This is a genomic window from Deinococcus hopiensis KR-140, assembly GCF_900176165.1.
In the GTDB taxonomy this organism is placed as follows: Bacteria; Deinococcota; Deinococci; order Deinococcales; family Deinococcaceae; genus Deinococcus; species Deinococcus hopiensis.
Window position 1 is genome coordinate 182,594 of the sequence record NZ_FWWU01000005.1, and the last position, 23,623, is coordinate 206,216.

General features: G+C 65.1%; 21 protein-coding genes and 2 pseudogenes. 11 read left to right on the plus strand and 12 right to left on the minus strand.

Annotation, left to right across the window (positions count from 1 at the left end):
- Positions 1-14: 14 nt before the first annotated feature.
- On the plus strand, positions 15-6,188 hold the full coding sequence (locus B9A95_RS05810; RefSeq protein ID WP_084045997.1) for a PKD domain-containing protein: 6,174 nt from the start codon (positions 15-17) through the stop codon (positions 6,186-6,188).
- Between the two features lie 100 nt (positions 6,189-6,288).
- Entirely contained in the window at positions 6,289-8,211 is a 1,923-nt protein-coding gene (locus tag B9A95_RS05815; RefSeq protein WP_139806501.1) for a fibronectin type III domain-containing protein, read from the plus strand.
- 464 nt (positions 8,212-8,675) lie between these two features.
- On the opposite strand, the gene B9A95_RS05820 is transcribed toward B9A95_RS05815, so the two are convergent.
- Entirely contained in the window at positions 8,676-9,251 is a 576-nt protein-coding gene (locus tag B9A95_RS05820) for a DUF1990 domain-containing protein (RefSeq protein WP_084045999.1), read from the minus strand.
- A gap of 292 nt (positions 9,252-9,543) precedes the next feature.
- Here B9A95_RS05820 and B9A95_RS05825 point away from each other — a divergent pair, with 292 nt between their 5' ends.
- From B9A95_RS05825 to B9A95_RS05835, 3 genes and pseudogenes are all read left to right on the plus strand, one after another.
- The gene (locus tag B9A95_RS05825; protein WP_084046000.1) at positions 9,544-10,020 is read left to right on the plus strand and encodes a GNAT family N-acetyltransferase; all 477 of its coding nucleotides are present in this window, start codon (positions 9,544-9,546) and stop codon (positions 10,018-10,020) included.
- Between the two features lie 183 nt (positions 10,021-10,203).
- Positions 10,204-11,235: pseudogene (locus B9A95_RS05830) on the plus strand (transposase); the annotation flags it as partial.
- A 104-nt stretch (positions 11,236-11,339) separates the two neighbouring features.
- Positions 11,340-11,813: a fimbrial protein gene (locus B9A95_RS05835; protein WP_084046001.1), complete on the plus strand. Its 474-nt coding sequence runs from the start codon at positions 11,340-11,342 to the stop codon at positions 11,811-11,813.
- A 545-nt stretch (positions 11,814-12,358) separates the two neighbouring features.
- On the opposite strand, the pseudogene B9A95_RS36795 reads toward B9A95_RS05835, so the two are convergent.
- Positions 12,359-12,490, minus strand: a pseudogene (locus B9A95_RS36795) (IS701 family transposase); the annotation flags it as partial.
- 201 nt (positions 12,491-12,691) lie between these two features.
- On the opposite strand from B9A95_RS36795, the gene B9A95_RS05840 reads away from it, so the two are divergent.
- Positions 12,692-12,880, plus strand: a complete 189-nt coding sequence (locus B9A95_RS05840; RefSeq protein WP_084046002.1) for a hypothetical protein — start codon at positions 12,692-12,694, stop codon at positions 12,878-12,880.
- Between the two features lie 63 nt (positions 12,881-12,943).
- Here B9A95_RS05840 and B9A95_RS05845 read toward each other — a convergent pair whose 3' ends face one another.
- The 3 genes from B9A95_RS05845 to B9A95_RS05850 are packed head-to-tail and all read right to left on the minus strand — an operon-like array spanning position 12,944 to position 13,965.
- On the minus strand, positions 12,944-13,261 hold the full coding sequence (locus B9A95_RS05845; protein WP_084046003.1) for a hypothetical protein: 318 nt from the start codon (positions 13,259-13,261) through the stop codon (positions 12,944-12,946).
- 23 nt (positions 13,262-13,284) lie between these two features.
- Positions 13,285-13,434 (minus strand): hypothetical protein, encoded by a 150-nt coding sequence (locus B9A95_RS33290; RefSeq protein WP_170928447.1) that lies wholly within the window; start codon positions 13,432-13,434, stop codon positions 13,285-13,287.
- A 9-nt stretch (positions 13,435-13,443) separates the two neighbouring features.
- The gene (locus B9A95_RS05850) at positions 13,444-13,965 is read right to left on the minus strand and encodes a hypothetical protein (RefSeq protein WP_139806502.1); all 522 of its coding nucleotides are present in this window, start codon (positions 13,963-13,965) and stop codon (positions 13,444-13,446) included.
- Between the two features lie 65 nt (positions 13,966-14,030).
- Here B9A95_RS05850 and B9A95_RS05855 point away from each other — a divergent pair, with 65 nt between their 5' ends.
- Positions 14,031-14,267 (plus strand): hypothetical protein, encoded by a 237-nt coding sequence (locus tag B9A95_RS05855; protein ID WP_084046183.1) that lies wholly within the window; start codon positions 14,031-14,033, stop codon positions 14,265-14,267.
- Between the two features lie 320 nt (positions 14,268-14,587).
- Here B9A95_RS05855 and B9A95_RS05860 read toward each other — a convergent pair whose 3' ends face one another.
- A complete protein-coding gene (locus B9A95_RS05860; RefSeq protein ID WP_084046005.1) occupies positions 14,588-14,839 on the minus strand; it encodes a hypothetical protein in 252 nt (83 codons plus the stop codon).
- Between the two features lie 131 nt (positions 14,840-14,970).
- Between B9A95_RS05860 and B9A95_RS33295 the strand changes: the two genes are divergently transcribed.
- Together B9A95_RS33295 and B9A95_RS05865 are read left to right on the plus strand one after the other, a co-directional pair.
- Complete coding sequence (locus tag B9A95_RS33295; RefSeq protein ID WP_170928448.1) at positions 14,971-15,147, plus strand: hypothetical protein; 177 nt, start codon at positions 14,971-14,973, stop codon at positions 15,145-15,147.
- 26 nt (positions 15,148-15,173) lie between these two features.
- The gene (locus B9A95_RS05865; RefSeq protein WP_084046006.1) at positions 15,174-15,386 is read left to right on the plus strand and encodes a hypothetical protein; all 213 of its coding nucleotides are present in this window, start codon (positions 15,174-15,176) and stop codon (positions 15,384-15,386) included.
- A gap of 320 nt (positions 15,387-15,706) precedes the next feature.
- Here the strand turns inward: B9A95_RS05865 and B9A95_RS05870 are convergent, their stop codons facing one another.
- The 4 genes from B9A95_RS05870 to B9A95_RS05880 all read right to left on the minus strand — a co-directional run bounded on the left by B9A95_RS05870 (position 15,707) and on the right by B9A95_RS05880 (position 18,162).
- Entirely contained in the window at positions 15,707-16,306 is a 600-nt protein-coding gene (locus B9A95_RS05870) for an LURP-one-related/scramblase family protein (RefSeq protein ID WP_084046007.1), read from the minus strand.
- Positions 16,307-16,832: 526 nt separating this feature from the next.
- On the minus strand, positions 16,833-16,979 hold the full coding sequence (locus tag B9A95_RS33300) for a hypothetical protein (RefSeq protein ID WP_170928449.1): 147 nt from the start codon (positions 16,977-16,979) through the stop codon (positions 16,833-16,835).
- Between the two features lie 506 nt (positions 16,980-17,485).
- Complete coding sequence (locus B9A95_RS31660) at positions 17,486-17,785, minus strand: hypothetical protein (RefSeq protein ID WP_139806504.1); 300 nt, start codon at positions 17,783-17,785, stop codon at positions 17,486-17,488.
- Between the two features lie 110 nt (positions 17,786-17,895).
- Positions 17,896-18,162 carry a GlsB/YeaQ/YmgE family stress response membrane protein gene (locus tag B9A95_RS05880; protein ID WP_084046184.1) on the minus strand — a complete coding sequence of 89 codons (267 nt, stop codon included), beginning with the start codon at positions 18,160-18,162 and terminating at the stop codon, positions 17,896-17,898.
- A 379-nt stretch (positions 18,163-18,541) separates the two neighbouring features.
- On the opposite strand from B9A95_RS05880, the gene B9A95_RS05885 reads away from it, so the two are divergent.
- A complete protein-coding gene (locus B9A95_RS05885; protein ID WP_245808154.1) occupies positions 18,542-19,540 on the plus strand; it encodes a hypothetical protein in 999 nt (332 codons plus the stop codon).
- A 62-nt stretch (positions 19,541-19,602) separates the two neighbouring features.
- Here B9A95_RS05885 and B9A95_RS05890 read toward each other — a convergent pair whose 3' ends face one another.
- Entirely contained in the window at positions 19,603-20,133 is a 531-nt protein-coding gene (locus B9A95_RS05890; RefSeq protein ID WP_139806505.1) for a hypothetical protein, read from the minus strand.
- 246 nt (positions 20,134-20,379) lie between these two features.
- Positions 20,380-21,495, minus strand: a complete 1,116-nt coding sequence (locus B9A95_RS05895) for a BMP family lipoprotein (protein ID WP_084046010.1) — start codon at positions 21,493-21,495, stop codon at positions 20,380-20,382.
- Positions 21,496-21,841: 346 nt separating this feature from the next.
- Here B9A95_RS05895 and B9A95_RS05900 point away from each other — a divergent pair, with 346 nt between their 5' ends.
- Positions 21,842-23,605 (plus strand): hypothetical protein, encoded by a 1,764-nt coding sequence (locus B9A95_RS05900; RefSeq protein WP_084046011.1) that lies wholly within the window; start codon positions 21,842-21,844, stop codon positions 23,603-23,605.
- Positions 23,606-23,623 lie beyond the last annotated feature (18 nt).

A 23,623-nucleotide genomic window follows, 5' to 3' on the forward strand; every position in this document is an offset into this window, starting at 1 on the left:
CCGGGAGGTTTTGCATGTTGCACCGTCCGCCCCTTCCCTGGTCCGCACGCAGCGGACCGCCCCTGCCGATGTGGCTGCGCCCGCTGGACTCAGCCTGGCGCCGCCTCGCGCTGCTGCTGGCGCTGCTGGCCTTTTCGCAGGCCGCCGCGCAGCAGAGCGTCACCCTTCAGCTTCCGTCCTCCTCCTTCGTGGGCACCGCCGTCACCGCGCAGATGACGGCCCCCGGCCTCACGGGCGGCACCGCCAGCTACACGCTGGAATGGGGCGACGGCGGCCGCGATCCAGTGACATTCACGTCTCCACCGACGCCGCAAAGCGCCACGCACGTCTACACGGCTCCGGGCTCCTACACCGCCGTGTTGCGGAGCGCGGCGGGCGCTCCCGCCGCCACGGCCGGCATCACCGTAATGGAGCGCTGCCAGATCGCCCTGACGCCCAGTCCAGCCACCCCCGGGCAGGCGGTGACGGCGAACCTGAGTAACCTGATGACGCAGACGCGCGCGCCGCACACCCTGGACTGGGGCGACGGCACCCGCGTGGTGCTGCCCCTGGGACAGCCCACCGCGAGCGTGACGAAAGCGGGCGGCTATGCGCAGCCAGGCAGCTACACAGTGACCGTGCAGACGGCGGCGGGCGACACCCTCTGCTCGGCCCCCGTGGCCGTGGCGGCCTCCGCACCGACCCTGGGGGTCACGCCCGTGAGCGGCAATGTGGGCGATCCCTTCACCGCTGCGCTGGGGAACCTGCTCGCCGGAGTGCCCTACACGCTCGACTGGGGCGACGGCACCGTGGAAAACGTCAGTGGCGCAGGGACCCTGACCCGCATCCACAGCTACGCGGCGGCGGGAACGTACACGGTGAAGTTGGCGGCGGTGGGGGCCGCGCCCTCGGTGGCCGTACAGGCTGTAACGGTGACGGCCCCCACGCCCACGCTGAGCGTGACGCCCACCTCGGCGTTGGTGGGCGAGAGCGTGACCGCCTCGGTGGGGAACGCCGCACCCGGCCTGGAGCTTGACTGGGGCGACAACGCCTCCTCGCCCGCCGGGGCGAGTGTGAAGCACAGCTACTCCGCGCCCGGCACCTACACCGTTCAGCTGGTGCGCGGCGGGCGGGCGGTGCCCGGCGTGGCCCCCGTCGCCGTGACCGTGACGCTCAACACCCCCGACTTCACCGTGTCGCCCGGGAGCGCGCCGCCCGGAGCCCCCTTCACCGCCACCCTGGGGCGGGTGGTCGCGGGCGTGACGTACACACTGGACTGGGGCGACGGCACCGTGGAGGGCGTGACGGGGAGCGGTACCGCGGCGCGGACCCACAGCTACGCGGACCCCAGCGTGTACAGCGTGAAGCTCACCGCTCCCGGCCAGCCCCCCACCGTCCTCACCGTGACGGTCACGCTTCCCGCGCCCACCCTGGCGGTGAACCCACAAACGGGAGTGCTGCCTGGCGACCCCGTGGAGGCCACCCTGGACAGCCTGATCGCCGGAACCGCGTACACCCTCGACTGGGGCGACGGCACGCAGGAGAAGGTGACCGGCAGCGGCGCCGCCAAACGCACGCACGCCTACACCAAGGCCGGCGTGTACGTGGTGCGCGTCTTTGCAGGCTCCGTGTCCAGCCCGGCCGTCACCGTGCAGGTGGGGGCCGTGTCCTGCCCCACGCTCACCACGTCTGAGACGCCAGTGCGGCTGTGGGCCCCGGTGGAGTACGCCTTCAGCGGCCTCCCCGCAGGCCGGACCGTCACGGTTGACTGGGGTGACGGCAGCGCGGCGAGCACCGTGGACACGGGACGCAGCCTGGAGGTGAGGGCAAAGCATACCTACGCCGCCACCGGTACCTTCCAGGTCAGCCTCAGCGTGACGGCCCAGGGCGGCGCACCCCAACCCCTGCCGTGCAAACTGCCCGTCGTTGTGACCGCGCCCCAGGCGGCTCTGGGCGTGGTGCCCCCGAATCCGCGCGTGGGGGAACAGGTGGCGCTGACCGTCAACGGGGTGCCCAGTGGAACGGCCCTGCGCGTGGACTGGGGCGACGGGAGCGGGCCCGACACGCTCACCCAGAGCGCGGAGGGACAGCGTCTGGGCACCCACGTCTACCGCAAGGACGGCACGTATGTGGTCAAGGTCAATCTGACGGACGGCACCCTCCTGGGCACCACGCCCGTCACGGTGAACGTGCCTCCCTCCACGCTGACGGTCACCCCGGACCGGGCCGGGCAACCCAGCCTCATTGACCTCTCGGACCTCGTCACAGACCCCGGGTACAGCTACAGCCTGGACTTTGGGGACGGCTCGTCGCAGCCCGTGGCAAACACCACGGCCGCAGCACAAGTTAAACATGTGTACGCCCAGAGCGGCGTCTACCCCGTGACCCTGCGTGCCCAGGGTTACGACTTCGGTTCCCGTGTGGTGGCGCAGGGCGTGGCGAATATCGGCGTGGCCGTGGGCGTGAATACCTTCTCCGCTGAGGTCCGCGCCGCCGCCGCTCCCGGCCAGCCGCTTCCGGGCACCGGCACGCCCGCCCCCACCCCCGTGGACGTGGCGCAGAACGCGCAGGCCGCTTCGGTGGTCACGCTGAACGTGGAGGGCGCAGGCACCTTGCGCGTGCGCTGGACCTGGACGCGGCTGGACGCGAAGGATGCGGCGACGGGCACGCCCGTGGTGCTCGACACCCGCGACGTGACCCTGAAGGCGGGGCTCAACACCGCGCAGGTCACGTTGCCCACCACCACCGCCGGGCGCTACGCCCTGAAGGTGGAGAACCTGGGCAACCCCAGCGACCCCAAGGTGCCCCCCGGAGCGAACGTCAGCGTGCAGGTCGTGAACATCGCGGGCACCGCGCCGCCCAAGCTGCTCCTCGTGGGCGAGGGGGACCACCAGTTCCGCTTTACCATCCTCAGCCTCATCCTGCTCGACAAGGACAAGGTAACGGGCGCGCCCAAGGCGTTTGATCCGAACAACTTCTGGGCCAAGGTCCAGATTGAGGGCGGCACCCTGGCCGTGGGGAGCCTGGGTGTGCCGCTCGCGGCGCGGGACGTCTCCAAGCTCAAGGTGACGGTGGACGGCGACACAGCGACGCTGAAAGAAGGCGACTTTTCAATGTTCGCGCAGGGCGCGGAGAAGGACGGCTCCTTCCGCGCGCCGCTGCCGGACCTCTTCCCCATGCAGCTCAAGGTCAAGGAAGTGGCGTTCGGCCCTGCGGGCGCGGCGCTGAAAAGCGCCGTGGTGACCTCGCCCGACTACGAGGCCGCGCCCTTTACCCTGTACCTCAAGAAGCTGATCGACCAGAAGGTTCAGAAGGACCCCAAGATGCCCATGGGGCCGGACGACCTGCTCGACATCTTTTCCAATGAACTCTTTGATCAGGCGCTCAACTTCAAGAACGGCGAGAATGGTCAGCCCGTTCTCACACCCACCCTCACGCCCGGCGGCGTGGGCCTGGGCAAGCGTGGCACCATCCTCGCGGCGGCTCGGAGCCGCCGCGCGGGGGACGAACCGCTCGCTTTTGCCCCGAACGCGCTGACCTCGGGTGATCCCCTCCTCGCCACCGGCACGGGCTACGGCACCTTCAAGGGCGCAGGCCTGCTGGACCAGGCAGCGAAGGCCGGGGTGAACACGGGCTACGGCATCGGCTTACCCCCGGGGACAGTGCAGGGCGGCGTGCTGAACGTGTCGACCCTCCTCGGCGCGGTGAATGTGGAAGACCTGGACCTCGTGCTGGGCAAAGGGCAGTTCGATTTCCTGCGCTTTCCCGAGCTGTACCTCGACAACCACGGCGCCCTCGTCTCGGCGCGGGTGGTCCATGGGGTGTCGCAGGCGTCCTTTCCCAGCACCGTGAACAGCAGCGGCGGCAAGCTGCACCTCGGCGACTCGGGCCTGGCGATGGACGCCACCGGCTCGGCGGCGAACAGCATCTACCTCGACCTCGATCCCAATTCCAGCGTGCAGCCCCACGGCTACGGCGAGGGACCCACCCGCACCGGCCAGGGGCAGAGCGGGCAGGGCGGCCTCATCCAGGCGCTCTCGACGGACACGGCCGATCAGGCCACCCTCCTGCGCGAGACCTACGGGGGCGCGCCCGCCGCCGTGCGGGTGCCGGACGTGGGGCCCGCGTGGCAGGGCCTGCTGTGGCTCTCGAACAACATTCAGGTGTCGCAGATCAAGAGCCTCGATGTGCTGAAGGGCAAGGGCCAGGGCGTGAACGCCGCGCCGATGGACGTGAACCTCAAGAAGAAGGTGCCCGTCAGCTTCGGCAAGGGCGGCTGGAACCTGAACGTGGACGCGGACGTGGCGGCGAGCAAGAACCCACCCTTCCATGACTGGGTCTTCAGCACCTCGCACATCAAGGTGGTCGTGGTGCGCTCCAACCTGCTCAGGAGCATTCAGGCGGCGAGCGTCGGGCCCCTGCCCTTCGTGGGCGGCGGCATCCTCACCGGCACGCTGGACGGCACCAAGTTTACGCCTGATCAGGCGGGCCTCACGCGCGCCTACGGGCCGGACGGCAGCTTCACGGCCACGTCTATCAACTTCAAGGACCAGGGCCCAGAGGCGGGCACCTTCCACCTCGCGGGCAGCTTCGACCTCTCGCGGGTGTCGCCGGGCCTGAAGCTGAAATGCTCGGACCTCAAGATCAGCGCCAAACTCGGCAACATCTCCATGAGCACGTGCGACGCTGCCGCCGTCGTGGGCGAGCGAACCTTCGCGGGGACCAAGATGACCGTCGTGCCGGCCGGGGTGAAGTTTGACAAGGACGACAAGACGGGGGAGGGGCTGCTGCTGCTGAACGGCAAGGTCAACCTCGGCGAGACCGGGCAGGCGGGCCAGAACATCACCACCCCGGCCTTCTTCGCCCTGCGCGCGAGCGCGAGCGACTACACCCTGAGCCTCCACACCGACAAGTTCGCCCAGGACGTGAAAAGCGCCGAGGGCCAGGCGCTCAACCTGGGCTTCGAGGCCCAGGACCAGAACCTGACTGGCGTGGGCGCGCAGGCCATCGGGGCGGGACCCACCGGTCTCGCCAACCAGGACATGCGCTTCGACACAGGCGAAATGAAGATCGGCGACAACTTCGCCATGCAGATCAAGGGCCTCTTCGGCCGCAGCGGCAACCAGAGCCACTGGTACGTGCTGGCAAGCGGCAAGAGCAAGGAAGGCCTCGCGTTCGGCGGCCTGAAGGTGTACGAGGTCTACGGCGGCATGGCCTACAATCTGGGCTGGAATCCCGGTGCGGGCAGTTCGATGAAGTTCAGCGACATCCAGAAAGAACCCACCGCCGCGTCCGGCCTCACGCTGGCCGCCGGGGTGGTGGGCGACCTGGGCGACTCAACGGTGGTGCACGCGGCGGCACTGGTCTTGCTCAAACCCGCCGACCTCAAGCTCGACTTCGCGGGTGACGCCTACCTGCTCGTGGACGGCGGCATCAACGCGGGGTACCGCAAGGGCATCAAGCCGCAAGGCCGCTTCCACGGCTCGCTGGGGCTCGACGGCCTGAAGCTCTCGCTGTGCGTGGGCCCGGTGGCCAAGACCGACATGGTGGACTGCACGGACTTACAACCCCTGGCGGTGGCGAAGGGCGTGGTGCAGATTCAGGGTCCCGCCGAACTGGAAATCAGCAAGACGCCCCACATCTACATCGGAACGTACAAGGGTACGGGCGATAAAGTGTGCAAGCCCTACCTCGAGGCCGACTGCGCGGCCCTCTACCGCCTGAGCCGCGTGAGCGCCACCGTGGACCTCAAGGTTGCCAAACCCGTTGTGGACGGTTACGTGATGCTGGGCTGGCTGGACGCCAACCGCACGCCGCCCCTGAATGAGGACGGCACGTCGCTCAGCGGCGTCGGCCTCACGGCGGGCGCGGCGGTGGATTACAAGTACCACGCCGAAGGTTCCGAGGATGCCCTTTTCTGTACGGCCTACTGGAAATTTGACGCCCGGCTGTACGCGGCGGTGGACGCAGGACTCACGGTGGTCCCTGCCAAATTGGCCGGCCAACTGGCCCTCTCGGCCAGCGCTTCGGTGAGCGGAAAGCTGTGCGGTGTGGGTGGCAGCGTGAGCGCAGCCCTCGACGTGACGGCCAAATTCACCCTCACGCCGGACTCAGGCACTGTCAATGGCAAGGCCCACGTCTTCATCTCGCTGCCCGTGGTGCCCGACGTAGACGCGACCTTCGACACCGGCACCATCACCATCTACTGAGCTCGGCTTTTTCTCCCTCCCTGCGGGGGAGGGAGGGGGCGGGCGGAAGCTCGCCCTTCACCCGAGACGTTTCTCCTCTCTCCCTCAGAGGTTGCCCACCATGAAACACCTGTTGACCCTGGCGGCTTTGCTCAGCCTCACCGCCGCCGCCCAGAACGCCAGCAGTCCCGCCAAAACCGGTGTCGCCGCCCTTCCCACTCCGCAAGGTGCTCTGCTGCGCTGGGCGCTGCCGGGCGGCACCCTTCCCGACGCTTACCGCCTGACCCGCGAAGGCGGCGGAGAGACGGTCACGCGCACGCTGCCCGGGATCGTCTCCCGCGAGGAAGCGGTGCGGCAGGGCTGGGTGGACGCCAAGACCTACGACGGCCTGAAAGCGCTCTACAGCAAGACCACCGCGGACCCCCAGGCCCGCGTGAGCCGCGAACTGCAACTGCTGGCGAACACGGGCTGGGCGAAAACCCTGAACCTCCTCGTGAGCCAGGAGGGGATGAAGCCCAGCGTGAAGTACCGCTTTACGGTTACAGCCCTGACAGGCGGGCGCGAGACTCCGGTGGGCACCGCCGAGGTCACGCCCGGCCCGACGCCTCCTGTGCCCGTGCCCAGGAACCTCACCGCCGCGCCCAGCGTTGGCCGCGCGACCCTCTTCTGGACCCGTGCGGGTGGCTTCACGATGGCCTACCGCATCTCCCGTGCGGAGGCGGGCCAGGAACTCAAGCTGCTCGAGCCCTCGCCCTACTTTCCGGGAACCGACAAGGCGCGGCCCGAGCGGGTGAGCTACGCCGACAACGACCCCAGCCTCAAGCGACGCGCCAAATACACCTACCGGGTGACGGCGGTGGACCTCTTCGGGCGAGAGAGTGCGCCCACTGCACCCCTGCTCGTCGACCTGCGCGAGGGTGAGCCCTTCACCCCCCTCGTGATCGAGCGGGTGACGGAAAAGGCGAGCGCGAAGGGCGCTGCGGTGACGCTCGGCTGGACGGCCACGGACGACCCACGCGTGCTGGGCATCACTGTGTACCGGGGCAGTGGGCGGGCAGACCTGAAACCCATCGCGGAACTGAAGCCGGAGGCGGCAACCTACACGGACGCCAGCGCCGCCGTTGCCCGGACCTACGTGTATGCCCTGGGGGTGAAACTCCGCGAGGGCCAGAGTGGGCCTGGGCCCTTCCGTCCTGTGCAGGCGATGAACGGCACACCTCCCACGGCGCCCGCCGGAGTGAAGGCCGCGCTCGAAAACGGCGTGGTGCGCCTCACGTGGTCACCCAGCCCCGAGGCCGACGTACAGGGCTACCTGGTGGTGGGCGCGTCCCGGCCCGACGCCCCTGCGGGTGACCTGGTGGCCTTTACCCCGAAGCCGCAACCTGGCACCACGTTGGAGGTGCCCCTCGGAGTGCTCCCGGGCACAGCCTTTTCCTTCCGGGTGATCGCGGTGAACACCTCGGGCGTGAACAGCGTCCCGAGTTCCGCCGCCACTGTCAGCCGTTCGCGTGAGGCGGGGGCCGCGCCCACGCTCCTCGCCGCGCAGGGAGGAGACCGTCACATCACCCTGCGCTGGAGTTACCCCGGAGGCGTGCCCGCACAGGCCGAGGTCTTTCGGCGCAATCCCGACGGCAGCACCGTGCTGATCGCCCGGCTGCCGGGCAGCGCGACCTCCTTTGAGGATACGCACGTGGTGCCCACCCTGCCCTACGCCTACGTGGTGGCGGGGGTGGACACGGCGGGCAAGCGCTCAGCGTCCTCCGGGGTGCAGTCGGCCACGGCAGACTACAACCCGGTGGTGGGAGCAGTGGAGGGCCTGAGCGTGGCCGCCGGCACGAGCGGCGCGCGCCTGGCCTGGCGCGCCGCTCCCGAAGCCGTGACGTACCTCGTGACGCGGGTGCGGGGCGGCACGCCGACCCTGTTGGGCACCGTGAACACCCTCTCGTTCAGCGATCCTCAGGGCCGCAGCGGCGATACCTACCGGGTCACGCCACGCGCCCTGAACGGCACCCAGGGCCAGGAGGCAACGGCAGCGCTCCGCTGATCCGCAGAGGGTGGGGCCGGACCAGCCGTTCGGCCTTTTTCCCCCGTGGAACCCGCTGAGAAGTGCAGCACCACAGCCAGCTCCGAAAAAGGACCCGACCCCTGGGCCATATGAAATCCCAGGGGTCCGTTACAGTCCCTGCGCCAGGTCCCATTTGTCCTCCTGCTTTCCGCCGGGTTTCCAGCCCTTTCTCCACCGGGAGGCTGGAGAGTTGATCATCCGCGCCCCGCACACCTCCAGCGGGCTCAGCCCGCCAGGATCCCTAATCCGGCACCACGGCGAGTCACCGCTCTGGACGAGCCTCACGGGCCGGTCTGCGGCATGCCTGGTCCTTCTGACCGCAAAGGACCAGGCAGATGCTGGCGCCCCGGATGGTCAGGTACAGCCAGGATGAGAATAACGGTGGGGATGAGGGGGATCCTGGTGGGCTGAGCTTAAGAAGGCCCTGGACGGTCCCTGAAGCTTTAAGGGCCAGAAGAGCGCGTGGAACGGCGCATGTTCTGGAGATACGCCTTCGACCCCGCTCGCTGCGCCAGTGTGGCGAGTGGCTGCACCACCCTGATCAGGGGCCCAGCAGGACGCGAGTATGCCCGGAGGCTGAACGTCAAGCGCTGATCTGGATGCAATTCCAGCCGGAAGCGCTCTTCCCCGCATTCGGGATGGCCAGGGAGGGTGCCGTAGGTGTAGGCATACGCCACAGGCGAGTCGGTCACAGCGACGACCCGGCAGCCGAACAACCAGGTCAGCGGTCCAAGGTACGCTCCCAGCAGCACCGTCTGCCCCACTCTCGGCGGTCCATCTGCCTGGAGACTCAACCACTTCAACCTGTGCGTCTGCCACGCCATCAACGCCGCACGCGCGCGCTCAAAACACATCTGGCCATGCCCCAGCAGGACGCTTTCGTTCATCGCCTGCATGCCTGGAGGAACTTCTGGAGAATCGGTCATTCCAGCAGGCGCGTAGGAAAGCTCCGCGCTACGCAACCGTTCCATGACCTCTTTCTGACGTTGCCCATGGGGACGAAAAAGGAACACAGGCATGGTCGAAGCTTACTCTGCGGGACCACAGTGCCCCGTTGGGGGCATTCATGGGGGTCCTCCTGGTATTCGGGAACGCCCTGGTCCTTCCGCTGCCTATCTTCGGCTGGCCATTTTGGAGTGGTGTCCCACCGTACGGCCGCTGGCCAACAAGCCCCTTACCTTCAATCCCACCCAGCGACAGCCACTCTTCGCGGTTCATAAATCCGAGGTGACTACTCAGCCCAGCGCCCGCTCAGTCCCCCTCAATAGACACCCAAAGCTTCATGACGCCCGACTCTCCTTACACTGCGTCATGACACCCCCTCATGTCCTTCTGCGAGAAGTCCGTGATGAAGACATACGCGTGTTCTACGAACAGCAACTCGACCTGGAAGCCACCCAGATGGCCGCTTTCCCCTCTCGCGACTGGCCAAGATTTTCCGCCCACTGGGCCCGCATCCGGCAACGCCATTCCAACGAGTTGCGGACCATTGAAGTGAACGGTGAAGTGGCTGGCAACATGGAAAGTTATGAACAGAACGGCCGGTGGATGCTGGGGTACTGGCTGGGGCGAGCATACTGGGGACAAGGTGTGGCGACGCGAGCGCTGCAGACCTTTCTGGCAGAGTTCACGCAGCGGCCAGTGTTCGCGCAAGTGGCGAAGCACAACGTGGGGTCCCAGCGGGTGCTAGAAAAGAACGGCTTCCGTATGTTGGGCGAGCACGCCGTGGAATCGGATGGGTTTTTACCGGCTGTCGTTGAAGTCGAGTTGATCCTGGAATCGGTGTGACGACTCAGTACAAAGTGGAACATCCTGCTGAGTCGTCACAATCCGAGCTGATAAGTCCCTGCGTTCAAGCTCACCCCAACGTCTGCTGTCCAATGGTTCAGACAGTTTTTGAGGTGCACAGGGACGACCCACCGAAAGTGGGTCTGTGCGTACTCAATTTCCAGTGGGTCTGGTCGGCGTTGACTGTACCGGGACGATGAGGGCGCGGTGCCCTGGTGGTCACTCCAGATGGCCGCGGTGGTCACCGCTCTGCATCCTGGCCACCGGTGCGTCCGTCCACCGCAAGTCCGGGAAGAAGACCGCCCCCATCCTGGCGCGTTCTGGAATGGGTGTACAGCACGTGTAGAACGAGGCATTGAGCACGCTTGTTGTGCACTGATCAAAGTCCGACACGGGCAGATCTTTCATGCCCGTCAGACCCGCACGGGCCTTGAGGCACCTGGACGGATGGAACAGACCACAGATCAATTGGAGGAGGTCCTGCTGGACCTCCGGGCCCATCCTCAGACCGAGCTCGCGGCCATCGTCGCCGATGGAGCCTATGCCAACACCTCCGTTGTGGAAACCGTGACGGGTCACGGTTTCCCGTTGGTCTCACAACTGCTGCGGAATGCCAATCTCAAGTACCTATACGCCGGTGAACACGTCAAGCGTCGAGGACGAAAGAAAACGTTTGATGGGAAGGTCGACTTCCACGATCTGAGGCGATTTGAGCTGGTCTTTGAGACGCTCACCCAACGGCTCCTGACCCAGATCGTCTGGGGACGCCATGGGAAACGTGAGCGGCGTGTGGTCGTCGTTCAGCAGTTGGCTTCCGTGGGGACAGGAACCGGCCAGGCGGTGCTGTTCAGCACCGCCGTGACCATGCCTGCTCATGACGTCACGGCGCTCTACCAGAGCCGGTTCGAGACCGAACTGGTCTTTCGGGACGAGAAGCAATTCCTCGGCAGCCAGGATGTTCAACGACGATCACAGCAGGGCATCGAGGCGCACTGGAACATGGTGATGCTCGACCTGAACCTGGCTCGCCTGGAAGCGCTGCACGCTGCTGAAGGGGGACAAAGCCTGGTGTTCCGTGGAGAGGACATGACGAGCAGGGCGTTATACGCCCTGCGCGCCCAAGTCATTTTGCTCAATCTGGGTCTCGAGGCTCGCTTTGAGGAATCAAGTTCGCTTCCTTCCAGGCCGCTCAATTTTGGCCTCAAAGCTGCCTAAAACTGTCCGAACCATTGATAAAATCCGATTGACCGGATCCACTTGGTCCTCTCATACTGAAGTGACGAAAAAAGCTGTGTTTGCCTTTTCGTGCGGAGAAGCCTATGAACCTGAAGCACATCACCCTGCCCCTGCTCAGCGCCGTCCTGCTCACGCCCACCGCGCACGCGACCCATACGAACGTCAACCTGAAAGACTTCCGCACGGTGTGCCTCAACGCCGCAGCGGAAATCAAGACCAAGGAAGACAAGGACCTGGCCAGCGACGCGTTCGACGCGCTCTCGTCCCGCCTCGAAGATGCAGGCATCACGGTCGCTGACAACCCCTGTCAGGACAAAGGCACGGGCAGCAACCGGCAGCTCAACCTCTTCTACTCGTTTAGCACCACCAAAGACGGGAGCGCGTACTTCTCCAATATCGAGGCGTGGGTGACCAAAGAGGGCAAGTACATCGAAGTGAGCCTCTGGACCGACTACATCTTCGGGTCCCCCGGCAAACAGACGCTGAAGGAGGTCGCGATCGACAACGCTGGAGAACTCGGCGACAGCTTCGTCGAGGCGTGGGAGAGCAACCACTAGTGGGTCACCTGCCACGGGCGTAGGCGTTCAGACCCCTGAAGGACGAGAGAACGGAAACCTGTCCTGGCCGAAGTTCCCTCGACATCCCCGAGCTCGGGAAACCAGTCACCCGTGGCAAGTGACCCACCAGGTCCATCCACACGCAGAGCGACGCTGAACCGAAGCGAAAACGGGCGCACTCTTTGCTGAAGAGTTACGCCCGTTTTCGTGCTGCTCGGCAGGAGAAAAGGGCGTGTTGGATATCATCGTCCACAGCATTCGCGTGAACCATGTCACCCGACACTACTGGTTCAGCGCAAAGTCACCCAAGCCACGGGCTTCTTGACCTCCGCGCTTGCGAAATCCCCAAGCGAGCGGCGTGAACTCCCTCGAATTGAGTCTCAACCCCGGAGGGGTCCAGGTGGCGGTACGTCAGGACGCGCATGCCAGGCCCCTGACCGGTGTGACGGGGAGACTTCGGAGTCCGCGGTGTCCTGGAAGCAAGGGAGGCATGTTTCCAGCGTGTGTCCGGGAGGTGGTGATCGATCACCACCTCCTGCATCTCACTTCCCTGCCTGACGTAGAGCCGCCCGCTGAGCAAGCAGGATTTCCAAGGGCCCGGTCCGCCAGGGACTGTCCGTGATGAACTGCTGGAGATGGTCCTCTTTCCCAGGCGCGACGACGCCGGCCAAGGGTTGGGCAACCGGTACCGCTACACCTGCACGCAAACAGCGCTGGCGGGCGGCCCAGATCACCGACCTGGCCGCCAACCTGCGCGCACGGGGCAATCCCATCCACCTGATTGCCGGGGACTTCAACACTGAGCCTTACAACGACGCCTATGCGGGCGGTGTGGCGTCTCGCCGGGAATTCTTCACCCCTGGTACGCCAGTGAAGCCGTGCGTCCCGTGGCGAGCCTGATTGACGCGGGCAATACACCCAGCGCACGGTACGTCTGGGGGACCCTGGCGCTCGACCACGTGCTGAGCAACAGCTTCACCGGGAACTGCGCCGTTCGCGGGTATTACGACGGCACCGATCACGCTCTGGTCGACTGCCAGTTGAGCACTAGCGCCACCGCCTACTGAAGCTGGCGCAGGAGAGGGGGGAAGGTCCAATCGGACCTTCCCCCTCCCACTTGACCTGCCGGGTTACCGAACCGCGACGGTCATGCTGAGGGGAGACACGCGGTTGGTGCTGGAATTCACCTTACGGATGAATGCGCGGTCTCCCGTGCTGTAGTAGTCACCAGGTCCAGTCGCCACCTTCGCGTCGGCGCTCGCCGTGACCTGCACCTGACCCCGCGTTCCAGTAAACGGCGTGCCGGACCAGCGCCCGGCCACGCGTCCCCCATCGAACAGCGCGAGCACATCCTTCCCGAGGGCTTTGGCTGCGGAATCGCCGGCCTGGAATTCCAGGGGTTCACTCGCAGAAATGCCGCGCAGGTCCACGGTCACGAGCACCGTCACGGCACTTCCACAGGGGCCGGGACCTACGCGAAGGGCTGGGCTTCGTCGCCCGCCACGCGGCACAGACCAGCGTCGGCGCAGGAGTTGCACGCGCTCAGAACAAAGGGAAGTGCCGCGCCGAGGAGGAGGGCCGCCAGCGCACGGGGGCGGGCCAGGGAAGTGAGGAACGTCACCTCCGCAGGTTACCCGCAGTGCAAACCTCGCGGGGACCGAGATGGAGCCGAAGTCTGGCACCTTTGCAACGTGGAAGACCCTGGCGGAGAGTGCCTATTCAAATGGAGGAGAGGCCTCAGCGGAATGCGGGCGGAGGGCTTGCCCCACGCTGAAGCGCTGGCGAATGCGCTGAGAATCGCTGGCCGCCGGGAAGAGAGATGATGGCAGCGGTTCTGGACACCGATCACCCTCTGTCCGGTGGTCAGGCCCATCTGCCCGTAAGCGCAGCTGCGCACCGTGGCGGCCTGATCGGTGTCCAGCGCAGCGAGGCTGGTGACGGTGACGCCCAGGACGTCAGCGGCGAGCGCGCGGTACCCGAGCTTGCCCCGCCCGATGTGGAGCTTGTGGGAGGCGGGCTTACCGATGGGGTGGATAACGTCCAGCAACACCCTGGTGTGGGTCGCGCCTTCCAGGATGGCCATGGCGTCGGCGACGGGTTTGTCGTTCACGCTCGCCGAGATGCCGCCCTGCAAGAAAAGTCGCCCGGCCATCTCCCCCAACTGCCGTCCTTCAACGCGAACATTCCGCTGCAACACCCGTGCACTACCCTGAGTGCGTGCTCAAAGACGATATGGCCATCCACGCAGGTATCCCCGAAAAAGCCGTCAAGGCGGCCCTCCAGAAACTCAAAGACGACCCGGCCTATGAAGGCACCACCTGGGACCTCGGCAAAACCCGAGCGGGCCGCCCCATCAAGGTGTACTTCGAAGCGGAAACCATGCCGCAGATCCACGCGGCCAAGAAACGCCTCGAGCAGCTCCTGGACGAAGCGGGGTTTGACCTCTACCCCTGACGCCAGGCAAGACACGCTTCCAGCGCCCTTCAAGGGCGCTTTGTCGTCTCCAGACAGCGCCTGACTCCTCGCTCAGACGCTCGCGCGACTCCAGATTCACCCCAAAGTTCGGGAGGAGCACCACCTCCGCATCCCCCTCGCACATCCGCATGCCAACACAGTCCCCAGCCAGAACTCCCCAAGGGAGCGAAGACAACGGCAAGTCTTCCTCGCCCGTGTCTGGCAGAAGGACCCGGGCGCTCCCGCCTTGCACCTCCAGGACGGTGACCACTTCGGTATCCCCATCCAACATGCGCCGCCGAGCGCGCCGCTCAGTCCGATCAAGGCTCGATAAACTCCACGTCCAACCAGTACTCAATGTCCGCGCTCACCGCGTACTCCGGCTCGTCGGGGAACAGTTCCTGCCAGACCTCCCAGGCCGCCGCACGGGCGTCCTCATGTGACCCCAGATAGGCCGCAAGCGCTTGACGGTCCTCCGGCTCCAGGCCTTCTCCTTCCAGTCCCCGGTCGTCCCGGTACGCAGCATCCAACAACTCAGCCATCTCGGTCGGGGTCAGGTCAGCAGGACGCATCCTCCCAAGCTACTCTCTCACCCTCTTGATGCACACACCCTACGCGGCACAATAAAGGTCTGATGTCCCCGTCGCTCCGCCTCCACTGGCTCCCTCCCGGACAAAACACCGTCCTCATTTCCTCTCCGCTCGTGACGGAACTCCTCCGCCTTCACGCTTCGCGAGGCGGCCGACTCCACATGACCCTCCACGAGGACACCCTCTACCTTTCCCCCCGCATCGCAGGCGTTGAGGTCACGCAGGCCGACCGCACCGAAGCCCGGCGCCTCGGTTATTACGGCCCCCTGCCCATCCACGCGCCTCAGTAGTCCACACCAGAGCAGGAGCACGCCGCATGGGCAAGAAACGCGACATCCCCACCTACAAGGACACCCACCCCGCCCACCTTGCGCGCAGCGCGGAGCTGGAACGCGCGGGCCTCAAACCCGCCCCGGACCAGCTCCCCGCCGCCCTGTTCAAGTACAGGACCAAGGACACGGAGGGCACCTGCGCCCTCTTCGAGCGCGCCCTGTGCATCCCCGTTGTCCCGAAACAGGACGCCTCCTGAAGTTCACGGCCCGTCACGCCTGTCCCTCCGGATGGCGGGTTCTTCACGCACGTGCTGGAGGGGGAGGGGTAGATTTGGTGGATGGCACGCCGAAAACGGAGAGTGAAGCGTGCGGATGACGCGGGTGTGGCCTTGAAGTGGGTGAGCCACCTGCTCCTGGCCACGGATGCGCTCTTGCTGCTGCTCCTGCTCGCGCAGTAGTTCCCAAAACCGCTGGGCTGGAAAGGGCCGCCTGAACCCCGCGCCAACGGCGCTTTTCTTGCGTAACCTCGTAAGGCGCGTCGAGGGAACCTATGCCCAGTCCGTTTAGACCCCTTCCTTCACTGCCGGCCGCGTTCCAAGAAAATTACCTGTACCAGGCCCAGGGCGAGCAGCTCGTCGCTCAACTCCGGCGGGTTGGCTTCCAGGCGTTCCAGGGTAAAGTGCCGCGCCACGAACGAGCGTTTCTTCAAAATCATGGCGAAGACCCGTCCTTGCGCATCCTGCACGGTGTAGCGCGGATTGATGAACATCGCGACCAGAGGGCCGATCAGCGGCACTTCGTCCAGCAGAGCGTCGACGACCTTGGTCCAGGGATTTTGCTCCTGCACGTGCGCCAGTGTGTTCCCCGCCGGGTCCGTGACGTCATAGCGGGCGCGCCAGAGGAAGCGCAGTCCGGCGGCCCGAACCGATCCCAAAGCCTGCCCGTCCGCGAGTCGGGTCACCGCGTGCACAGCCCGGAAGCCGCTCATGCGGTCGGCTTTCATGCGGTAGAGCGGACGGGTCTTTTCGGCATCGGCGAACACTGTGGTGTCCTCGCGCAAGGTCAGCATTTTCTGCTTGACCTGCAGGAGCACCTGATCGTGAGCGTCCAGCACCTGCACTTCGGGGCTGAGGGTCACGATGCGGAAGGCCGCTTTCAGCGGAAAGTGATGGGCCATCCCCTCCGTGTGGCAAAGTGCGGCATAAGGCTGAAGGGCTCCAGGGTGCCGTGGAGGCCTGCACAATAGAGGCATGCGCCCGAATCTTCCCGCCGTAGACCTCGTCACGGACAGTGCTTGCTCGGGCCTGACCTTCCGTTCCGCTCGCCCGCTGCAGGCTGCGCTCCTGACCGCCACCCTCCTCGGCCCACCCGCACGCGCCCTGCAAGGCGTTCAGCTTCCGCCGGACACGCCTCAAGTCGTGAACAGTGGCCCCGCCCTCGGAGGCCTGCTGCTCCCCGCACTGGCCGTAGTCCTCGCCGTTGTCGCGGTCCTCCTCCTGGTACGGACACGCCAGCACCGATCGGGGAGGTTGCCTGGAGACGCCCCCATGGACCAGAGCCGCCCCACCGAATCGTCAACCCTTCCCCCCACGCCCAACGCGACAGACAGCAGGGCAGCGGCCCAGGCGATGCAGGCGATGCAAGAAAGAGTGCACCAGCGCACTGAACCTGCCCCAGCCTTCACGCCTCCCCCAACACCCCCTTCACCCTGGAATCCAGGTTACGCCGCATTGCAGCAACTGAATCTCGTACACCAGGCAGAGCGAGCAGATCAGGAACGCACAGCCCATCACGCTGGTACGCATCACCACGGCCTCCATCATCACGCTGGACCGGATCACGGCCGGCACGGTTCCTCCATGCCCTTCTCGGGACCGGCGCAGAGCGACCACGGTGCTGCACACGCCCATGGTGGGGAGAGCCACCACGCTCACAGCAGTTCCACCTCTTCGGATCACAGTTCGTCCTCCTCAGACAGCGGGTCGTCCTTCTCGGACATCGGCAGTTCCTCCAGTGGGGGTGAATAACAAGGCTCCGCACCACCCAGGGCAGAAGCGCCCGCCGGGACATTTTCCCGCCGACGTCCTCCTCACCAAGGCCCCGCACCCACCTATTGTTGGGCGTCCATGAGGACTGGCTGCACCGAAAGCGTGCAAGGGCCGGTTTTGTGGAGGGAGAGTTCAGTGGACCACCCCCACACTCGCCACAGTACGGCGCACACGCTTGCCGTGCCGCAGGAACGGCGATGGGTCACTTGCAGGAAGTGACCCATCGCCGGCACCCGGCCACACAGTCCGTTGCGCAACCTGGCTCCGCAAGAATTTGCCCGCCGTTCGGCGGGCTGAGGGAGGCTGCTCTACGGCGAGCCGATCAACTCCAGTCCGTTTTGTCCAGTTCCGGGGGCAGACCACCGGCCAGCCTGAATATTGTCAAGGTCGCCTGGATGAGTTTCAAAATCTGGGCGTATTCCTTGGGGTATTCCCCTCAGCGTGCCCTCGCCGAGCAGCAATTGCCACTCGGGTCTGGGGCCGTGGGCCTGGAGGGGCTCCCGCGTGGTCAGGGTGCCTCGCGTCGCGATGTGGTGCAGTTGAGGAGGGGCGAGGTGCGCGGCGTCCAGAGGTGGGACGGCGGCGGGCACCGTGGCCTTGGGTGTCATGCCACGGGTGAGGGGGTGACCGGTCAGGCGCGAGTGGTGACTTGTGGCCCAACACAACGTGCCACCCCTTCCAGGGTGGCACGTTTCGTGAAGGCGTGGGCCCAGGGGCTTTAGCGCAAGACGCGCATGGCCTTGAGGATGGCGATGAGGACAACGCTGCCGACGACGCCCCAAACGATGCTCATGAGGTTGAAGCCGTTTCCCGCGGCAGTGCCGCCGAGGTGCAGGAGGTTGCCGAAGAGGAACTGTGCGAGGAGGCTGCCGACGATGCCGATGAGGATGTTGGCAATGGCGCCCTGCTGGCCGTCGGTTTTCATAACGAGGGAAGCGAGCCAGCCGCACAGGGCACCAACGAGGAGGGTGATGATCAGAGACATGCACGTATTTTCGTATTTCGTGCGATGGGGAAGGAATTTCCGGCACACCTTCTCAAGAATGGTGTAGGGTTTCATGAACAGTTTGCATGCCTGGCGTCAGGTACCTGAGGTGTCGCCAGTCCGTCACCATGCGGAAAGAGCGGAAAGCACCGAGCTGACGGGGCGACGTCATCACCTTACTTGGCGCCAGTGAACTCCTGGTCTGCCACCATGTTCTTCCAGCGGGTGGTTTCGGAAGGATTTTCCCGAGCATGACCAGCCAGGGGGTAAAAACTGAACCTCAACTAAAGAATCGCTTCAGCGAACGTGGGTCTTGCATGCCTTTTTCTCGTGCCAGTCGCTTGCCTCTGCTGCGTACAATTCCGAGCAGGAGAACAATATGAGAAAGATTGCTGCTGCCTCTGCCCTGCTGCTGGCTCAACTCACGCTGGGTACAGCTCTGGCCCAGTCCACGACTCCTCAGCCAACCCCCCGGACCCCAGCCTCCACCACTCGACCCGCTGCTGTGCCTCCGGTCACGCCCGTTGGTGCGGGCACGGGCACCGCCGCCGAGGACCCCTGTGCCCAGTTCAGCGTGGACGCCAACCGGGGCACCAAACTCACCGCTGATCAGGAAGCCCAGCGGGTGGCCAGCGAGCGCCGCTGCCAGGAAGCGCACACCGGCAATCCGGACGTGCTGCTGGACGTGCCCAACCTCAGCGTTGAAGAAATTACGCTGGAAGTGGATAACCTGCGGGCACACGTTGCGCTGGACGCCCGGTTGGCCAACCTGCTGCAACTGACGGCGGGTGCCGACGTGAGCATCGATAAGGTCAAGCTCACCATCAAAGGTGTGCGGGCGGAGGCGCTACTCAAGGTCAACCTCGATAACGTGGCCCGCATCATTGACCGGACCCTAACCACGATCGACCGCAACCCTCAAATTCTGGAGCGGTTGCTGACGACCGTGGACAACACAGTGAACACGGTGGGTGGCGTGGCGAACACGGCCCTGCAGCCCGGCGGGGTGGTGGATAAGGCCGTGGGAACAGTGGGCCAGACGCTGAACAACGTGACCCAGCCTGGTGGCGTGCTCACCCAGACGGTCAACAGCCTGGGCCAGACGGTTCAGCGCACGGTGGACGCCACCGGCAATATCGTGGAGCGCACCGTTACCTCTGCCGGCCAGGTGCTGGGGCAGACGCTGACCGTAGGCAATATCAGCAGCCTCAAGGTCCTGAAGGAAACCAATAACGCCGCCGGACAGATCGTCCGCCAACTTCAGGACACCACGGGGGCCATCTTCGAGGTGACGCTGGACCAGGGCAATAAGGTGATCGCTTACCGCCTGCTGCAAGCGGCAGCTGGCAACACGACTCCCGCATCCGGTGGCAAATAAACGGCCCTTCAGGACGGTAGCAGGCGGCGGCCCCTTCTCAGGCCGCCGCTTCCTGCAGCGCCTCAGAACAGTGGCAGAATCAGCGGCAACGCGAGGGGGAGGCCATTCACGCCGATGGAGCCTCCCATGCCGACGCTGACCGTACCCAGCGAGGTGGACAGTCCCAGGGCGGTGTTGAGCTGCTCAGGCGTGACGTTCGTTCGCGCTTCGGGTGGAGCCGTGCCGCCCAGCAAGGCCCCCAGCGTGACCGTGCTGTTTCCGTTCACCAACCGCACGTCACCCAGCGCCGTTTCGCCCATCACGGGTTGCGCAAGCTGAAACAGCCGGCTGGCCCCCGGCCGGGAGATCCTCAGGAGGGTACCGGTGGAAAGGTCGCCCGACGACTGCAGCTGTCCCGCCGCGTTGAAGGTGCCGACCGGTTGCCGGGCCGCATTCAGAATCTCGAAGGTGTAGGCGGCGCGAGGCGGCACTGGGGTGGCAGTTGTGGATGATGCCGGGGGTGATGGCGCAGGAGACGGCTGGGAAGGGGCCGTCTGCGCCACGGCAGCGGTACAGCACAGCGGTAGGAACAGGAGTAGGGCAGTTCGTCTCATTCAGGGCACCTTTCCCGCCAAGTGTAGGATGGCCGGGCCTCCACCCCTGTCAGGAATTTTGTCGATGAGCCATCAATAAATCCATGGGCAATGACCGGAAACCTGAGAGGAGTAATGAGGATGCGCTGCGAGAGTGGGCCCACCTGCGGCAGACAGCTCCCCTGAAAGAAAGTTCCGGTCTGCCCAACGCCTGTACCTCCAGCAGGTGAGGCCGCAAGAGGAAGTGACGAGGAAGGCATGACTGCCTTACTGAGAAGGGACTTTCAAGGTCCCCCCAAGAATTAACTTTTCTACGGCCGTCACCTTGCTTTTCAACTCCTTGGTCAGGAGCGCTGCATTGAAGTCATTCATGCTGAGTTCAATGCCATCATTTTCAAGTCCAAACCCGCGCTCACCTGTCCGCCATGGCCGGCCTTTGGCCAGGTCATCCACCAGGGCGAAGACGGCGTTGTCCGTGCGCTTGACCACGCTCGTGAGGGCGTGGTTGAGGGTTTTGCGGTCGACATCTGAGTCACCCGCACTGTCCAGGTTCGCGCTGTCTGTGCCGATGGCAAACACGGGCCGCGTCACACCTTGACATTCGGCCTTGTACGGGTCTCCTCGCGGCACCTTCGCAAAGACGTCACTCTGAAAGGTCACGCCTTTGGGGAGCATGCCTGCCCGCAGGCACTGCACAGCGGTGGCGGCCGTCACCACTCCGCGGTTATTCGCTCCCACCGCAGCGAGCACGATGTCCGCACCCTGCGCGTAGAGTTTCTTGGCAAGGGTGGAGGCATCGACCATGCTGCCTTTTGCAGGTTGGGTGACGTCCAGCACACGGCACGCTGGACAAGCGAGCGCGACTCCGGCCTTGAACCCAGCGCGGTATTTACGCGCGACAATGTCGTCAGCAGTGCTGAGCACACCCAGGATCCGGGTGCTCGTGACGTTCGCAGCCAGGAAGCCGGCGAGGAAAGCGCCTTCCTGCTCTCGGAAGCGCAGGCCTGCGGTATTCGGTCCGGAGGGAAGGGTGTCGACACCAGCGAAACGCACGTTTGGGAATTCTTTGGCAGCGACGGTGAGTGCAGCGGCGCTGTCGCGGCCTGAGGCAATCACGAGATTGCTGCTGCGGGCAGCGAGGCGGAGTTGACGCAACATGTCAGCGTTGTCGATGGCGGTGACGGTGTTGTAGGGCATCCCGTGTTCCCGCACGGCGCGCTCCAGGCCAAGGGTAGCGGCTTCATTCGTGCCCTTGTCAAAGGGACCGCCAGGATCAAGAACCAGAGTGATGTTGAGCGAAGGCGCAGCAGCGGAAGTCAGACCACACAGCAGCGCAAAAGGAAACAGCCAAGCCGTCCGTATAACGCCGGAGATTGTCTTCATAGTAAAGTCAGCGTAAACCTGTCTTTCTGACAGAAATCCTATCCACGCCAAGGTGGCGACTTCTTGCGGAGTTCGGTGTGCCTTCGTGGTGATCCTGCACCGCCCTGGCCGAGCTCCCGTTCAGGGGGCGCAAGGCCGGAACAGCGGCTCTGAAACCCCGTACCGTGTCATCCCGTTTGATCTGGACCATTTCAAGAGGGTCGGCGGGTACGTCCGGACACACCGCCGGGGATATTGCAACACGTCTCGGGCGTGATCCAGGCGGCTTCGAGGCCTGGTGATCAACTCGGCCGGTAACCGAGTACCAACGGACAGGAGCCGGAGTCCTGAGCAGTAGATGGGTAGGATGAACGCCACGATGCCCCAGACCACGACGCGCCTCTGCACCCTGAGCTTCCTCGTCGGACTCTGCACGCTACAGCCGAATGGCGCTGGCGCCGCTCAGGTTGACCCCGGGCTGCTTAAGGCAGCGGCCACGCTCTATGCCGCGGCACAGGTGGGAACACTCGCGCACGACTGGTGCCTGACCAGCGCCCCAGCTGAGCGGGCCACCATCGAAAAGGAGTACGCCGCGTGGCGAGCCGGATACGGTCTTCCGGGCATTGAGGCGTACCTCCAGACCTACGCTGCGGCACAACTTCCCGACCTGCGGGCAGCAGTCCTTGCCCGCCGGGATGAAGTGTACGCAGCCTTGACGCGCGCGAGCAAGAACCCCGCGTCGGACTGCCGCGGTATCCGCGCCCAACTCACCGCTCAGGTCAACCTGCCCGCGCTGTACCCGCAGGAATACCGGCTCACGCAAAGCCTCCGGGTTCCGAGTTCCGCGGCCTCCCTGCCTGCGGCTCCGTCCACACCCGCGGGCCCTCCCACCGCCTCAAAAGCAGGGGCATTCCTGACAAACACTTCGTTCGACCCCGTCGAGAAAACCTACGTTCAGGACCTGCTCGGCAAGGCCGGGGGTCAGCCTCCCTATCAGGGCGGAGGCGCCCTCAAGGCTGGAGCGTACGGGTGTGTTCAGCAGAACACCAACGACTTCGAGACGTTGCTCAGCGTGGTCAGTTACACCCTGACGTTGTATCCCGACCAGGGGCTGCGCTTCACGGACGGGAAGTTCACCGATGCGTCCACAAAGAAGTCAAGCCCAATGAAGAACTTCCTGGCGGCGTACCGGTATGACCGGAATACGGGGCAACTCGAAATCAGTACAGATTACGACAACCGCGACCTGAAAGACTTCCTGTATGGCAACGGCCGGTACGACGGGGTGGGGGATGACGCGCCACTGTTCAACATCTTCCGGGTGCTGACCGATGGACGCGGGCGGAGCATGATCTACGGTCAGAAGGGGTTCGGTTACAGAGACGGCGACCTGACCGTGTGCCGGTATCAGGGTCCTGCCAAAGGGATCTCTCCCATTGAGGAGGCGAAGCGGGCGGAACAGGCCGAACTCGAACGCTTCAACCGCTACCGTCTCAAGCCCAACGCGGGGCTGAAACTCAGCCAGATTGAAGGCCTGCTGCACACCTACGAAAACGAGTCTGACGGCATCAACATCACAGGTGTGGAAACCACAACGCTGCTGCTCAAGGACGGTACGGCCTACCTGAATCTGCGGTGGAGTCCTCATGACCTGGACGTGGCCGCGTCCCGAAAAGGCGAGCCGCAGGCGTGGACGAAATGGCGCCGGAAGGGTACGGGGTACGAGCTCCTTGAAGGAGGCCGTTGGACGCCCCCGAAGGGAACGCTCGGCGTTCCTGGCAACAGGAACGAAAGCCTGACGGGCTCGTACGAATTCTTCTCGGCGTACACGTCCGGCACGTTGATGAACGGCGCAACGTCCACCGCCCGGGACGTGTACACCTTTACCGCCGGAGGGCAGTTCACCCGGACGGAAAGCGGCGGTGTGATGGGCACCCTGAACAATGGGTCTACGGTGACGACGGGGAGTGCGGCGGGACCTTCGAGCCGGGTCAGAGCCACATATGTTTTCGATGGTTATACGCTGGAGTTCAGGGGGCAGAACGGCCAGACGAGCCGCACCTACGCCTTTTTCTGGGACAAGAAGAAAAACAACCTGATGATCGGCGGACGAACCTACACCAGGAAGTGATGCCCGCCGAATCGGCCA

Bases quoted from the DNA above. Each gene is read 5' to 3' on its own strand.
- B9A95_RS05850 (WP_139806502.1), bottom strand. From the start codon at position 13,965: ATGGCCGGGCGACTTTTCTTGCAGGGCGGCATCTCGGCGAGCGTGAAC.
- B9A95_RS05860 (WP_084046005.1), bottom strand. From the start codon at position 14,839: ATGCGTCCTGCTGACCTGACCCCGACCGAGATGGCTGAGTTGTTGGAT.
- B9A95_RS05890 (WP_139806505.1), bottom strand. From the start codon at position 20,133: ATGAGACGAACTGCCCTACTCCTGTTCCTACCGCTGTGCTGTACCGCT.
- B9A95_RS05880 (WP_084046184.1), bottom strand. From the start codon at position 18,162: ATGTCTCTGATCATCACCCTCCTCGTTGGTGCCCTGTGCGGCTGGCTC.
- B9A95_RS05825 (WP_084046000.1), top strand. From the start codon at position 9,544: ATGACACCCCCTCATGTCCTTCTGCGAGAAGTCCGTGATGAAGACATA.
- B9A95_RS05895 (WP_084046010.1), bottom strand. From the start codon at position 21,495: ATGAAGACAATCTCCGGCGTTATACGGACGGCTTGGCTGTTTCCTTTT.
- B9A95_RS05815 (WP_139806501.1), top strand. From the start codon at position 6,289: ATGAAACACCTGTTGACCCTGGCGGCTTTGCTCAGCCTCACCGCCGCC.
- B9A95_RS05900 (WP_084046011.1), top strand. From the start codon at position 21,842: ATGAACGCCACGATGCCCCAGACCACGACGCGCCTCTGCACCCTGAGC.
- B9A95_RS05835 (WP_084046001.1), top strand. From the start codon at position 11,340: ATGAACCTGAAGCACATCACCCTGCCCCTGCTCAGCGCCGTCCTGCTC.
- B9A95_RS05870 (WP_084046007.1), bottom strand. From the start codon at position 16,306: ATGGCCCATCACTTTCCGCTGAAAGCGGCCTTCCGCATCGTGACCCTC.
- B9A95_RS05865 (WP_084046006.1), top strand. From the start codon at position 15,174: ATGGGCAAGAAACGCGACATCCCCACCTACAAGGACACCCACCCCGCC.
- B9A95_RS05810 (WP_084045997.1), top strand. From the start codon at position 15: ATGTTGCACCGTCCGCCCCTTCCCTGGTCCGCACGCAGCGGACCGCCC.
- B9A95_RS05885 (WP_245808154.1), top strand. From the start codon at position 18,542: ATGAGAAAGATTGCTGCTGCCTCTGCCCTGCTGCTGGCTCAACTCACG.
- B9A95_RS31660 (WP_139806504.1), bottom strand. From the start codon at position 17,785: ATGACACCCAAGGCCACGGTGCCCGCCGCCGTCCCACCTCTGGACGCC.
- B9A95_RS05820 (WP_084045999.1), bottom strand. From the start codon at position 9,251: ATGCCTGTGTTCCTTTTTCGTCCCCATGGGCAACGTCAGAAAGAGGTC.